Genomic DNA, 12991 nt, shown 5'->3' with positions numbered 1-12991 from the left:
AAGGTTAACGGTCCGGGGCGCAGCTGACCAGACGTGCGGACCGGGTCAGCCCTCCGCGAGCCAGTCGCGCAGCAACTGGTGGTCGATCGAGTCCGGCCGACCGAGCGGACGACCCTCCGCGACCCGCTCCCGCAGGTCCGCCCGGGTGAACCAGCGCGCGTCCAGCAGTTCCACGTCGTCGACGCGGATCTCCTCGGACCCGGCGGTGGCCCGGAAGCCCACCATCAGCCCGGCCGGGAACGGCCACGCCTGCGACCCCTGATAGGCCACGTCCGTCACGGTGATCCCGGCCTCCTCGGCCATCTCCCGCCGTACCGCGTCCTCCAGGCTCTCGCCCACCTCGACGAAGCCGGCCAGCGTCGAGTACGACCCCTCGGGCGCACCCGTGTGCCGGGCCAACAGGCAGCGCTCCGGCACCCCCGGTCCGTCGGGCGCCACCACCAGCACGATGATCGCCGGTTCGATCCGGGGGAACAGCAGCCGCCCGCACTCGTCGCCGGTGCACGTCCGGACGTGCCCACCGCCGCCAGCGACAGCCGGCGAACCGCACGCGCCGCAGTACCGCTGCTGCCGGTGCCAGTGCAGCAACCCCCGCGCGTACGCCTGGACGGCCGCCTCGGCCGGGTCGAGCCGCCCGACCAGGGCGCGTACGTCGACGGCCCGCGCAGCACCTGCCATCTCGACGGCGGACTGCTCGCTGAGCGCGGAAAGGTCCGCGGCGAACACGGCGGCGTTCCCGTCGAGCCCCAGGAAGACGGACTCGCCGGCGGCGGACCGGACGAGAGACGCCCGCTCCGCGGTCAGCCGCACCGGGCCGTTCCCGTCGACGAGACAGCGGTCCCGCCACAGCGGCAACACAACAGTGGTCGCATCGGTGAGCAGTGTGCTCAGCCGGGCCGGATCGGTACGCAACTCGCCCGCCCGGTCCAACCACCCGCCGCCGTACGCCAACACCCGGTCCGCAGCGTTCACAACGCCACCGTGCCACGTCAGCGGTCCCATGCGGCCACCGCCCCCCGCCCTGGACGACACGCCGGGACGACACGCGGCACCGGCACCGGTGGGCGCAGACCGCGAGGACGGCCCGGCATTCGTTACCGTAGGTTCCTCCGGGAGGGGGGACCTCCCGCGGCACCTGGCGATCGAGGTTGCAGTGACGCTGTACGGCGAAATACGTCCACCCGCCGACGACCGGCCCACCGTGCAGGTCACCGCGGTCACCTGGCCCGACGACGCACCAGGGCCGGTCCCGGCACCTCCCACCGGCGAGCCGGAGGATGGCCGGCGCCGCCCTCGCCGGGTGCGGATGCTCCTGGCAGCCGGCGTCACCGGCGGCGTGCTCGCTGCCGTGGCGGGCGCTGGCGCCTGGGCGTACGCCGGCGATGTTCCGCGCGGCACCAGCGTGCTCGGCGCCGAGCTGGGGGGCCGGAGCCGCACGGACGCCCACCGGGAGCTGCGGGCGGAGCTGGACCGGCGGGCGGCGGCTCTCGCCGCGCCGCTGCGGGTCACCGTCGGGGAGCGCACGGCCGAGGTCAACCCCACCGACGTGGGGCTGGGTGTCGACGTCGAGGCCACCGTGGCGGCTGCGGCCGAGGCCGACGCGCACCCGGTCAGCCGGCTGGTCGGCTCCCGCACCGTCGAGCCGGTCGTCACCGTCGACGTGGACCGGCTGGATGCCGCGCTCCGCAAGGTGCTCGGCGACCAGGCCCGCCCGATGACGATGCCGGCGATCACCTACCAGGGCACCACGCCGAAGGTGGTCCAGCCCAGGCCGGGGCTGGCGTTCGACCCGCAGCGTTCCGCCGACGCGGTCCGCGCCGGCTGGCTGGCCGGCACCCCGGTCACCGTGCCGCTGGTGGAGAGTCAGCCGGCGACCACCGCCGAGGAGTTGGACCGGCTGGTCGCCGAGCTGGCGAAGCCGGCGGTCGCCGCACCGGTCACCCTGCGCACCGACCGGGGCTCGCTGAAGATCCCGCCCGCCGCCATCGCGAAGAGCCTGCGGTTCACCGCCGACAAGGCCGGCAAGCTGACCCCGACGGTGGACGTCAAGCGGCTGCGCTCGGCGCTCGGGGACGACCTGGACGCCGTCGAGGTGCCGCCGAAGAACGGGACGGTGACCATTTCCGGTGGCCGACCGAAGGTCACCGACGGGCGACCCGGGCAGCAGCTGGACCCAGCCACCCTGGCCGGTGACCTGCTGGCGGTGCTGCCGAAGCCGGACGGCCGCGAGGTGACCGGCGAGCTGAAGCCGACGCCGCCCGAGCTGACCGCGGAGAAGCTTGCCGGCCTGGGCATCAAGGAGCGCGTGTCCACCTTCACCACCCGGTTCACCGGGGGCATGGCCTCGTCGCGCAGCCAGAACATCGCCACGATCGCCAGGGAGGTGGACGGCACTGTCGTGCTGCCGGGGAAGACGTTCTCGCTGAACGGCCACACCGGCGAGCGCGGCTACGCGCAGGGCTACCGGGACGCGCCGGTCATCCTGGACGGCAAGCTGGTGCCCGGTGTCGGGGGCGGCACCTCGCAGTTCACCACGACGCTGTTCAACGCCACCTACTACGCGGGCCTGGAGGACGTCGAGCACAAGCCGCACTCGTACTGGTTCGACCGGTATCCGGCCGTCATCGAGTCGACCATCTTCTGGCCGAACCTGGACTTCAAGTTCCGCAACAACACCCAGTACGGCCTGCTCATCGACACCTCCTACACGTCGAGCACGATCACCGTGTCGATCTGGAGCACGAAGATCTACGACAGCGTGAAGACGGAGTACGGGCCGCGCCGCAACATCACCACGCCGAAGGTCATCCACCTCGAACCCGGCCCGACGTGCATCCCGAGCAACGGCATCAACGGCTTCACCCAGGACGCCTTCCGGGTCATCAAGAAGGGCGGCGTGGTGGTCAAGCGGGAGAAGTTCACCTGGCGCTACGACGCGGAGCCCCGCTACGTCTGCGGCCCGAAGCCTTCCTGAGGTCTCACCCGCTCTGCCGTCACCTCACCGGCGTCACCGTACCGCCCATTACGCCTGCCACCCTGCGGCGGGACCTTGGACCACTGCAGGAGGAAGCGGAGCGCGGCACGGGACTCGGTGTCGTGTCCCGTCAGGGTGGCCATGAACTGGTCACGGCTGGTGTCGACGGATAGCTGCTGGACGTCGACGGTGAGTCTCCCGGCGGTGGGGTGGTCGAGGGTTTTGACGAGCTGTCGCGGGCCGGCGACGCGATAGTCGGCCCACCATTCGCGGAATTCCACTGAACGGGCGTTGAGCTCGGTTACCAGGTCATTGAGGTCGCGGTCATCGCGATGCTGTCCCGCTTCCCGGCGCAGCAGGCCGACGCATTCCCGGGCGGTCGCGGGCCAGTCGACGACGAGGTTCCGGAAATCCTCGTTGAGGAAGGTCAGGCGGATGTAGTTACGCTCGCACGGCGGTGGGGCCCCAAAATCGATCAGCAGCGCCGTAGCTGCGCGATTCCACTCCAGGATGTCCATACGGCGGTTGAGGATCATCGCGGGCACGTCGTGCATGTCATCAAGGTGCTGCTGCAACGGGGGCGCGATCTCCGGTCGGCCGCGTGGTCGGGAGGCGGTGCGAGGCGCCACGTCGGCCAGACTGTAGAGGTAGGCACGCTCGTCGTGAGTGAGCTGGAGGGCGTCTGCGAGCGCGTTCAGGACGGAGGCGGAGACACGGCGCGTGCGTCCCTGCCCAAGCCGGACGACGTAGTCGAAGCTCAGGTGTGCCAGCTGGGCCAGTTCCTCCCGGCGCAGACCCGCCACGCGGCGCAAGCCACCACGGGGCGCCAGGCCAGCCCGGCGCGGGTCAAGCGCGGCACGACGGGCACGCAGGAACTGGCCCAACTCGTTGTCGCCACTGTCTCCGCCGCGCGAACTCATGCTCTCAGTCCCACACCGGGGAAGGGTCCGTGCCTGGTACCGGCCTGCATAGGGACGTCCCTCCCTGGCACCCCGTACCCGGCGGTGTGAACCTCGGTGCAGTGGCCCTCCCGTGGCCACCAGGTCCGCGGATCTCGCGGCCTGCCGATCAGGAACACGGAGATGCGCTATGAGAGCTGTCGGGTTCACAGAATTCGGAGGCCCGGAAGTGATGCGGGTACTGGAGCTGCCAGAGCCGCACGCTGGTCCGGGACAGGTACGCATCAAGGTCGGAGCGGCGGACATCAACCCGTCCGACATCGCCTACCGGTCCGGGCTTATTCAGAAGCTCATGCCCGAGGCGTTCCCGGCGTCCGACGCGTACGTCGTCGGTTGGGATGCCGCAGGCGTGATCGACGAGGTCGGCGACGGCGTGCGCCCGGAACTGACCGTCGGGACCAGTGCACTCGCACTCGTCGTCCGGGCGCGACTGTCGCGGTGATCGGAGCAGCCGGAGCAGTCGGCGGGTACGCGATGCAGTTGGCCAAGGCCGCAGGGCTGACCGTGATCGCGGACGCGGCCGAACGGGATCGTGACCTCGTTGCCGCCCTGGGCGCAGACCACCTGGTGCCACGGGGAGACGGGTTCGCTGACGCCGTCCTGCGCGTCGCAGCCACCTTCGCGCCCGAAGACGTCGCGCAGGCACACACGTTCATGGAGGCGGGAGGCGTACGGGGCCGCCCCGTCATCGTGTTCTGACCGAGTTGAGGGGCCCCCGGCCATTCCGCCGCCAGGGCCCCTCAACTGTGGTCGGATTCCCAGGGCCGCCGCCAGGCCTGGGCCCGTTGATCGACTCGGTTTCAGCGATATCGGGGCATCCAACGCTCACCGATACCGCGGTTTCCAGGATTCCGAGCCGATCAACCCGGGATGGATGCGGGCATGCAGAAAGGGCCACCCCGAAGGGTGGCCCTTTCTGAAAGATTGTCCGGCGGCGTCCTACTCTCCCACACCCTCACGAGTGCAGTACCATCGGCGCTGGAGGGCTTAGCTTCCGGGTTCGGAATGTGACCGGGCGTTTCCCCTCCGCCATGACCGCCGTAACTCTATCGACATATCAAACAACACCCATACCACGGGTCTGTTGTTCGTTCATCGAGAGTTGCACAGTGGACGCGTAGCAGCTTAGTAGTCAAGTCCTCGGCCTATTAGTACCGGTCAACTGAACCCGTTACCGGGCTTACATTTCCGGCCTATCAACCCAGTCGTCTAGCTGGGGGCCTTACCCCACAAAGTGGGTGGGATACCTCATCTTGAAGCAGGCTTCCCGCTTAGATGCTTTCAGCGGTTATCCCTTCCGAACGTAGCTAACCAGCCGTGCCCCTGGCGGGACAACTGGCACACCAGAGGTTCGTCCGTCCCGGTCCTCTCGTACTAGGGACAGCCCTTCTCAAGTATCCTACGCGCACGGCGGATAGGGACCGAACTGTCTCACGACGTTCTAAACCCAGCTCGCGTACCGCTTTAATGGGCGAACAGCCCAACCCTTGGGACCTGCTACAGCCCCAGGATGCGACGAGCCGACATCGAGGTGCCAAACCATCCCGTCGATATGGACTCTTGGGGAAGATCAGCCTGTTATCCCCGGGGTACCTTTTATCCGTTGAGCGACACCGCTTCCACTCGCAAGTGCCGGATCACTAGTCCCGACTTTCGTCCCTGCTCGACCTGTCAGTCTCACAGTCAAGCTCCCTTGTGTACTTGCACTCAACACCTGATTGCCAACCAGGCTGAGGGAACCTTTGGGCGCCTCCGTTACCTTTTAGGAGGCAACCGCCCCAGTTAAACTACCCACCAGACACTGTCCCTGAACCGGATAACGGTCCGAAGTTAGATACCCAAATCAACCAGAGTGGTATTTCAAGATTGCCTCCACCCATACTGGCGTATGGACTTCACCGGCTCCCACCTATCCTACACAAGCTAATTCGAGTACCAATGTCAAGCTATAGTAAAGGTCCCGGGGTCTTTCCGTCCTGCCGCGCGTAACGAGCATCTTTACTCGTACTGCAATTTCGCCGGGCCTGTGGTTGAGACAGTGGGGAAGTCGTTACGCCATTCGTGCAGGTCGGAACTTACCCGACAAGGAATTTCGCTACCTTAGGATGGTTATAGTTACCACCGCCGTTTACTGGCGCTTAAGTTCTCCGCTTCGCCCCGAAGAGCTAACAGGTCCCCTTAACGTTCCAGCACCGGGCAGGCGTCAGTCCATATACATCGAATTACTTCTTCGCATGGACCTGTGTTTTTAGTAAACAGTCGCTTCCCCCTGCTCTCTGCGGCCATACAACGCTCCACCCGCGCGGGGCTTCACGTCTCCGGCCCCCCTTCTCCCTAAGTTACGGGGGCAATTTGCCGAGTTCCTTAACCACAGTTCGCCCGATCGCCTCGGTATTCTCTACCTGACCACCTGTGTCGGTTTGGGGTACGGGCCGCTAAGAACTCGCTAGAGGCTTTTCTCGGCAGCATAGGATCACTGACTTCACCTGAATCGGCTCGGCATCACGTCTCAGCCTTCATGTGGTGCGGATTTGCCTACACCACGGCCTACACGCTTACCCCGGCACAACCACCGGCCGGGCTCAGCTACCTTCCTGCGTCACCCCATCGCTTGACTACTACCCATCAGGTTCCCACGCTCACCACCATCCGTCCGAAGACATCAGGCAGCTCGGGTGGTTAGCACAACGAGGTTCATCAGGGACGCTCTTTCGCGGGTACGGGAATATCAACCCGTTGTCCATCGACTACGCCTCTCGGCCTCGCCTTAGGTCCCGACTCACCCAGGGCGGATTAGCCTGGCCCTGGAACCCTTGGTCATCCGGCGGAAGGGTTTCTCACCCTTCTTTCGCTACTCATGCCTGCATTCTCACTCGTGCCGCGTCCACAACTGGGTCACCCCGCTGCTTCACTCGCGGCACGACGCTCCCCTACCCATCCACACACCTGCACAAGGAATCAAGTCCAAGCGAGGTTAAAATGTGAATGCCACAGCTTCGGCGGTGTGCTTGAGCCCCGCTACATTGTCGGCGCGGAACCACTTGACCAGTGAGCTATTACGCACTCTTTAAAGGGTGGCTGCTTCTAAGCCAACCTCCTGGTTGTCTATGCGACCCCACATCCTTTTCCACTTAGCACACGCTTAGGGGCCTTAGCTGGTGATCTGGGCTGTTTCCCTCTCGACTACGAAGCTTATCCCCCGCAGTCTCACTGCCGCGCTCTCACTTACCGGCATTCGGAGTTTGGCTGATTTCGGTAAGCTTGTGGGCCCCCTAGACCATCCAGTGCTCTACCTCCGGCAAGAAACACGCGACGCTGCACCTAAATGCATTTCGGGGAGAACCAGCTATCACGGAGTTTGATTGGCCTTTCACCCCTAACCACAGGTCATCCCCCAATTTTTCAACATTGGTGGGTTCGGCCCTCCACGCGGTCTTACCCGCGCTTCAGCCTGCCCATGGCTAGATCACTCCGCTTCGGGTCTAGGACACGCGACTGAATCGCCCTATTCAGACTCGCTTTCGCTACGGCTCCCCCACACGGGTTAACCTCGCCACATGCCACTAACTCGCAGGCTCATTCTTCAAAAGGCACGCCGTCACCCCGCAAGGCTCCGACGGATTGTAGGCGAACGGTTTCAGGTACTATTTCACTCCCCTCCCGGGGTACTTTTCACCATTCCCTCACGGTACTCGTCCGCTATCGGTCACCAGGAAGTATTTAGGCTTACCAGGTGGTCCTGGCAGATTCACGGCAGATTTCAGGGGTCCGCCGCTACTCGGGAACACCCACAGAAGGTCAGCAACTTTCACCTACCGGACTTTCACCGTCTACGGTCAGCCATTCCAGACTGTTCGACTAGCCACTGACTTTGTAACTTCTCGAACAAGTGTCAGCTTGTTCAGCAGGGTCCCACAACCCCGACCACGCAACCCCTGACAGGTATCACACGCAGCCGGTTTAGCCTCAATCCGCTTTCGCTCGCCACTACTCACGGAATCACTAAATTGTTTTCTCTTCCTACGGGTACTGAGATGTTTCACTTCCCCGCGTTCCCTCCACACACCCTATGTGTTCAGGTGTGGGTGACACCACATGACTGGTGCCAGGTTTCCCCATTCGGACACCCTGGGATCACAGCTTGGTTGACAGCTCCCCCAGGCCTATCGCGGCCTCCCACGTCCTTCATCGGCTCCTGGTGCCAAGGCATTCACCGTTCGCCCTTGACAACTTGACCACAAAGATGCTCGCGTCCACTGTGCAATTCTCAACAAACGACCAACCCACAACCCTTTGGCCCCACACCAGCACCACCACAGTGATCGGTATGCGAGACCAGGCCATGCCTGGCAACCATCCCCCACCAACAGGCAGGGTCACGGTTTCCGAAAGAGACAACCAATGGTTGTTCTTTCAGGACCCAACAGGGTGCTCTACGCCATCCCCCAGCCGCACCAGGAGCAATTCCGTTCCCACCACCCGAAGGTGGCTGTACTAAGACGTCCCGGCCGTTGCCGGCAGAAAACTCACCAGTGTCTCCGCCATCTGAGCACCCCGCCACCACAGTCGGGCAGCGCGGGCTCCATACCGGCTTTCACCGGATGGTGCTCCTTAGAAAGGAGGTGATCCAGCCGCACCTTCCGGTACGGCTACCTTGTTACGACTTCGTCCCAATCGCCAGCCCCACCTTCGACGGCTCCCTCCCACAAGGGGTTGGGCCACCGGCTTCGGGTGTTGCCGACTTTCGTGACGTGACGGGCGGTGTGTACAAGGCCCGGGAACGTATTCACCGCAGCGTTGCTGATCTGCGATTACTAGCGACTCCGACTTCACGGGGTCGAGTTGCAGACCCCGATCCGAACTGAGACCGGCTTTTTGGGATTCGCTCCACCTCACGGTATCGCAGCCCATTGTACCGGCCATTGTAGCATGCGTGAAGCCCTGGACATAAGGGGCATGATGACTTGACGTCATCCCCACCTTCCTCCGAGTTGACCCCGGCAGTCTTCGATGAGTCCCCGCCATAACGCGCTGGCAACATCGAACGAGGGTTGCGCTCGTTGCGGGACTTAACCCAACATCTCACGACACGAGCTGACGACAGCCATGCACCACCTGTGACCGCCCCCGAAGGACCTCACATCTCTGCGAGTTTTGCGGCCATGTCAAACCCAGGTAAGGTTCTTCGCGTTGCATCGAATTAATCCGCATGCTCCGCCGCTTGTGCGGGCCCCCGTCAATTCCTTTGAGTTTTAGCCTTGCGGCCGTACTCCCCAGGCGGGGCGCTTAATGCGTTAGCTGCGGCACAGGGAACCGGAGAGGCCCCCCACACCTAGCGCCCAACGTTTACAGCGTGGACTACCAGGGTATCTAATCCTGTTCGCTCCCCACGCTTTCGCTCCTCAGCGTCAGTATCGGCCCAGAGACCTGCCTTCGCCATCGGTGTTCCTCCTGATATCTGCGCATTTCACCGCTACACCAGGAATTCCAGTCTCCCCTACCGAACTCTAGCCTGCCCGTATCGACTGCAGGCCCGCAGTTGAGCTGCGGGTTTTCACAGTCGACGCGACAAGCCGCCTACGAGCTCTTTACGCCCAATAAATCCGGACAACGCTCGCACCCTACGTCTTACCGCGGCTGCTGGCACGTAGTTGGCCGGTGCTTCTTCTGCAGGTACCGTCACTTTCGCTTCGTCCCTGCTGAAAGAGGTTTACAACCCGAAGGCCGTCATCCCTCACGCGGCGTCGCTGCATCAGGCTTCCGCCCATTGTGCAATATTCCCCACTGCTGCCTCCCGTAGGAGTCTGGGCCGTGTCTCAGTCCCAGTGTGGCCGGTCGCCCTCTCAGGCCGGCTACCCGTCGTCGCCTTGGTAGGCCATCACCCCACCAACAAGCTGATAGGCCGCGAGCCCATCCCAAGCCGAAAAACTTTCCACCCAACCTCATGCGAGGCCAGGTAATATTCGGTATTAGCCCCGGTTTCCCGGGGTTATCCCAAAGCTTGGGGCAGGTTGCTCACGTGTTACTCACCCGTTCGCCGCTCGAGTACCCCGAAGGGCCTTTCCGCTCGACTTGCATGTGTTAAGCACGCCGCCAGCGTTCGTCCTGAGCCAGGATCAAACTCTCCAACAAAAAATTAGTTGAACAGCATCCTGACAACAAACAAATGTTGCCAAAGGAATCCCAACCAGCCAGACATAAAGCCCGACCAGTCCGGGGTATAAATCATAATTGGCACTGGCTTTTCAAGCACCCTGTTGAGTTCTCAAAGAACAACCACACACCGATCAAAAGCCCCACTCGTGGGACCCCATCTCGGGGCTTTCCGTACCGCGTCCCGCCGCTCACTCGCGCCGGGCACTTTTACTACGTTACCTCACCGTCTTCGCCGTGTCAAACCGTGTGTCCCGGTCTGTCGCGCTTCGTACGGGTTGGTTCCGGCGCGCTCACGCAGCAGCAAGCCGCTGCGTCAGGTCGTCGGATTCGGCAGGCCGGCCGCTGCGGTGTCCCGCAAGCTCGCCCGGTGCCCTGCCGGTGTTGAACCATACCCGGTCGGTTCCGCTGCACCAAATCCGCCTCGCGGCAGTTTCGGCGAGCCCCGCCCGGACCGTGCCTCACAGGAGCGAACCCCTGCCTGACCCGGCTGCCCGCCCGATCCGGTGCACCAGGACCTTCGTCCCGTTTGCCCCGTTCCGCGCTGGCAAAGAGAAAGTTACGCGTCCGTGGGTTTGATCGTCAAATCCGGGGCCAGCGTCCCGCGTCACACTTGCCGCGTAGATGAGTTTCCGCAGCTCAAGCCCTTTGGCCAGGCACTCGAAGGCTCGGCACCGCTGCTCAAAGAGCTCTCCGGCCGCACCGAGAGTGACCGGATGTCCGGCAGGGCGTGAACGGGAACCGTCACCCGGCTGGACGGTCCTGGCGGCGGCGGGCGGCGAACCAGGCACGGACACCGAGGACGCCGGCGGTGCTGCCGATCGCCAGGGACGCCACGATCAGGAGGGCGTGCACCCACAGGAAGCCGGTGGGCGAGCCATCGCCCACAGTGCCGGACGTCCACGAGCGCGGGTCCTGCCAGATGGCGACCGCGAACCTTGGCCAGATCACCCAGGTCCAGATCCCGACTCCGACCAGGAAGAGGGCCCACCCTCTCGACAGCACCATGGCAGCCGAGTATGCCAGCGGAGCTGGTCACGGGCCGGAGCGTCGAGGTGTACCGGCCCGAGGGTGGACCGGTCCTTCGTTGGAGGGACTCAGAAGCAGGTTCCGATGCCACCGATCGCCGAGTTGGCCCGGTCGTGGTGGTGGACGGCGCCGGCCTGCGCCGCGCTGCCGGTCCCGGTGGCGAGGCCCAGCGCGAGCGCCAGCACGGCGCCAAGCCGTCGATACATCTGCGTCTCCCTTTTTCGGCGTTGCCCGGATGCGGACCCAGAATGGTCGGCGGCCCGCCAGTGATCGAATGTCTGCCGGGCAGACACAGCACCGCCGCAGCCGATGTGCGAGAAACGGGCACAGGCATGCTGACCTGGGAGTTGGCCCTACCGAAAATCCACGCGCCACGGCTATGAGGCCCGTGCAACCTCGGCAGGAGATCAAGGACGCGCCCCCGTACGACCCGGACTCGGCCGGCCCGAGTACCGGGGAACGCGTCGGCAACTACTACGCGGAGCGCTACCGGCCACACCAGGCGCGGCACCAGGGGTAGCGTGAAGCCGTGGTCCGGACGGGCAACAGCGCAGCGGAGGCGGTCGACATGGTCGACGGCCTCCCGCTCGGTGTCGTGCCCCCGACCAGCTCCGGCGATGGCCGTGAGCAACTCCTGGACGTACTCCGTGCCGGTGGTCTGCGGTACCGCGCCGGCGCGCGATGGCGGACGGCGTACTGAGCCGATCCCGCTGACCGAGGGGGCTGACCCGCCCCGCTCGGCGCGCGCCCACGCGTGACCCACCTTCCCGCACGAGAGGCACACCACCATGTCCGTCGCACGAATGCTCACCGGCGACCGGCCCACCGGCCGCCTGCATCTCGGCCACTACGTCGGCAGCATCGCCAACCGGGTGCGGCTGCACCAGCGTTACGAGAGCTTCTTCATCATCGCCGACCTGCACATGCTCACCACCAGGAACCGCCGCGAGGACATCGACCAGGTTTCCGGCAACGCCCGCGAGATGGTGACCGACATCCTCGCCGCCGGCGTCGACCCGGCGCGGGCCACGTTCTACCTCCAGTCCGCCATCCCGGAGGTCGGCGACCTCAACACCCTGCTGCAGAACCTGGTGACAGTGCCCCGGCTGGAGCGGGTGCCGTCGTTGAAGGACATGGCCCGGGACGCCGGCAAGGAGGAGATGCCGTACGGGCTGCTGGGTTACCCGGTGCTCCAGGCCGCGGACATCCTCTGCGTCAAGGGGGAGGTGGTCCCGGTCGGCCGGGACAACGCGGCGCACGTCGAGGTGACCCGGGAGATCGCCCGTCGGTTCAACCACCTCTACGGCCCCGTCTTCACGGTCGCCGAACTGATCCAGGCGGACACGCCGAGCCTGGTGGGCACCGACGGCGCGGCCAAGATGAGCAAGAGCCGGGGCAACACGATCGCCCTCTCCGACGATCCGGCCACGGTGCGTCGCAAGGTGCTCGGCATGTACACCGATCCGAACCGGGTGCGGGCCGACGTGCCGGGAAAGGTGGAGGGCAACCCGGTCTTCGCGTACCACGAGGTGTTCAACCCCGACCGTGACGAGGTGGCCGACCTCGCCGGGCGTTACCGGGCCGGGCGTGTGGGCGACGTCGAGGTCAAGGAGCGACTGGTGGTCGCGCTGGAGCGGTTCCTGGCGCCGATCAGGGAACGCCGGGCCGCGATCGAGGCCGACCGCGGGCTGGTCGACCGGCTGATCGTCGAGGGCACCGAACGGACCCGCGAGGAGGTACGGCGGACGCTGATCGAGGTCCGCCGGGCGATGGGGCTGACCGGCGCGTACCAGCAGGTGCGCCGGCGGGCCGAGCGGAGCCGGCGGCGGACGGATGCCCCGGCCTGAAGACGGGTTGCCCACGTCTTCTCGGCGCC

10 protein-coding genes and 3 rRNA genes are annotated in these 12991 nt (G+C 65.1%); 6 read left to right on the top strand and 7 right to left on the bottom strand.

The window, feature by feature from the left end; genetic code table 11:
• Positions 1-45: 45 nt before the first annotated feature.
• Positions 46-972 carry an NAD(+) diphosphatase gene (gene nudC / locus GA0070607_RS13640; protein ID WP_231931011.1) on the bottom strand — a complete coding sequence of 309 codons (927 nt, stop codon included), beginning with the start codon at positions 970-972 and terminating at the stop codon, positions 46-48.
• 181 nt (positions 973-1153) lie between these two features.
• Between nudC and GA0070607_RS13635 the strand changes: the two genes are divergently transcribed.
• Positions 1154-2974 carry a VanW family protein gene (locus tag GA0070607_RS13635; protein ID WP_231931009.1) on the top strand — a complete coding sequence of 607 codons (1821 nt, stop codon included), beginning with the start codon at positions 1154-1156 and terminating at the stop codon, positions 2972-2974.
• On the opposite strand, the gene GA0070607_RS13630 is transcribed toward GA0070607_RS13635, so the two are convergent.
• Positions 2947-3894, bottom strand: a complete 948-nt coding sequence (locus GA0070607_RS13630) for a helix-turn-helix transcriptional regulator (protein ID WP_089018546.1) — start codon at positions 3892-3894, stop codon at positions 2947-2949. The genes GA0070607_RS13635 and GA0070607_RS13630 overlap by 28 nt on opposite strands.
• 211 nt (positions 3895-4105) lie before the next feature.
• On the opposite strand from GA0070607_RS13630, the gene GA0070607_RS32990 reads away from it, so the two are divergent.
• On the top strand, positions 4106-4375 hold the full coding sequence (locus GA0070607_RS32990; protein WP_197701260.1) for an alcohol dehydrogenase catalytic domain-containing protein: 270 nt from the start codon (positions 4106-4108) through the stop codon (positions 4373-4375).
• Positions 4372-4632 carry a hypothetical protein gene (locus GA0070607_RS32985; RefSeq protein WP_197701259.1) on the top strand — a complete coding sequence of 87 codons (261 nt, stop codon included), beginning with the start codon at positions 4372-4374 and terminating at the stop codon, positions 4630-4632. Before GA0070607_RS32990 ends, GA0070607_RS32985 begins: the two co-directional genes overlap by 4 nt.
• 227 nt (positions 4633-4859) lie before the next feature.
• Here the strand turns inward: GA0070607_RS32985 and rrf are convergent.
• The 5 genes from rrf to GA0070607_RS32360 all read right to left on the bottom strand — a co-directional run bounded on the left by rrf (position 4860) and on the right by GA0070607_RS32360 (position 11321).
• Positions 4860-4976 (bottom strand): 5S ribosomal RNA (gene rrf / locus GA0070607_RS13620).
• Positions 4977-5061: 85 nt separating this feature from the next.
• A 23S ribosomal RNA gene (locus tag GA0070607_RS13615) occupies positions 5062-8170 on the bottom strand.
• A gap of 378 nt (positions 8171-8548) precedes the next feature.
• A 16S ribosomal RNA gene (locus GA0070607_RS13610) occupies positions 8549-10065 on the bottom strand.
• Together the 16S, 23S and 5S rRNA genes form the textbook arrangement of a ribosomal RNA operon.
• A gap of 765 nt (positions 10066-10830) precedes the next feature.
• On the bottom strand, positions 10831-11094 hold the full coding sequence (locus GA0070607_RS13605; protein WP_089018545.1) for an SCO4848 family membrane protein: 264 nt from the start codon (positions 11092-11094) through the stop codon (positions 10831-10833).
• A gap of 89 nt (positions 11095-11183) precedes the next feature.
• On the bottom strand, positions 11184-11321 hold the full coding sequence (locus GA0070607_RS32360) for a hypothetical protein (RefSeq protein ID WP_157743149.1): 138 nt from the start codon (positions 11319-11321) through the stop codon (positions 11184-11186).
• A 182-nt stretch (positions 11322-11503) separates the two neighbouring features.
• Between GA0070607_RS32360 and GA0070607_RS33790 the strand changes: the two genes are divergently transcribed.
• From GA0070607_RS33790 to trpS, 3 genes are all read left to right on the top strand, one after another.
• Positions 11504-11635 carry a hypothetical protein gene (locus tag GA0070607_RS33790; protein WP_269458425.1) on the top strand — a complete coding sequence of 44 codons (132 nt, stop codon included), beginning with the start codon at positions 11504-11506 and terminating at the stop codon, positions 11633-11635.
• Between the two features lie 9 nt (positions 11636-11644).
• Positions 11645-11815, top strand: a complete 171-nt coding sequence (locus GA0070607_RS32355; protein WP_157743148.1) for a hypothetical protein — start codon at positions 11645-11647, stop codon at positions 11813-11815.
• 88 nt (positions 11816-11903) lie between these two features.
• Positions 11904-12962 (top strand): tryptophan--tRNA ligase, encoded by a 1059-nt coding sequence (trpS, locus tag GA0070607_RS13600; protein ID WP_089018544.1) that lies wholly within the window; start codon positions 11904-11906, stop codon positions 12960-12962.
• The last annotated feature ends 29 nt before the right edge of the window (positions 12963-12991 follow it).

It is taken from the genome of Micromonospora coriariae (genome assembly GCF_900091455.1).
In the GTDB taxonomy this organism is placed as follows: Bacteria; Actinomycetota; Actinomycetes; order Mycobacteriales; family Micromonosporaceae; genus Micromonospora; species Micromonospora coriariae.
The sequence above is the reverse complement of the archived record's forward strand: the minus strand, read 5'-3'. Positions and strand labels throughout refer to the sequence as shown.

Bases quoted from the DNA above. Each gene is read 5' to 3' on its own strand.
- GA0070607_RS13630 (WP_089018546.1), bottom strand. From the start codon at position 3,894: ATGAGTTCGCGCGGCGGAGACAGTGGCGACAACGAGTTGGGCCAGTTC.
- GA0070607_RS32990 (WP_197701260.1), top strand. From the start codon at position 4,106: ATGCGGGTACTGGAGCTGCCAGAGCCGCACGCTGGTCCGGGACAGGTA.
- GA0070607_RS13605 (WP_089018545.1), bottom strand. From the start codon at position 11,094: ATGGTGCTGTCGAGAGGGTGGGCCCTCTTCCTGGTCGGAGTCGGGATC.
- GA0070607_RS32360 (WP_157743149.1), bottom strand. From the start codon at position 11,321: ATGTATCGACGGCTTGGCGCCGTGCTGGCGCTCGCGCTGGGCCTCGCC.
- trpS (WP_089018544.1), top strand. From the start codon at position 11,904: ATGTCCGTCGCACGAATGCTCACCGGCGACCGGCCCACCGGCCGCCTG.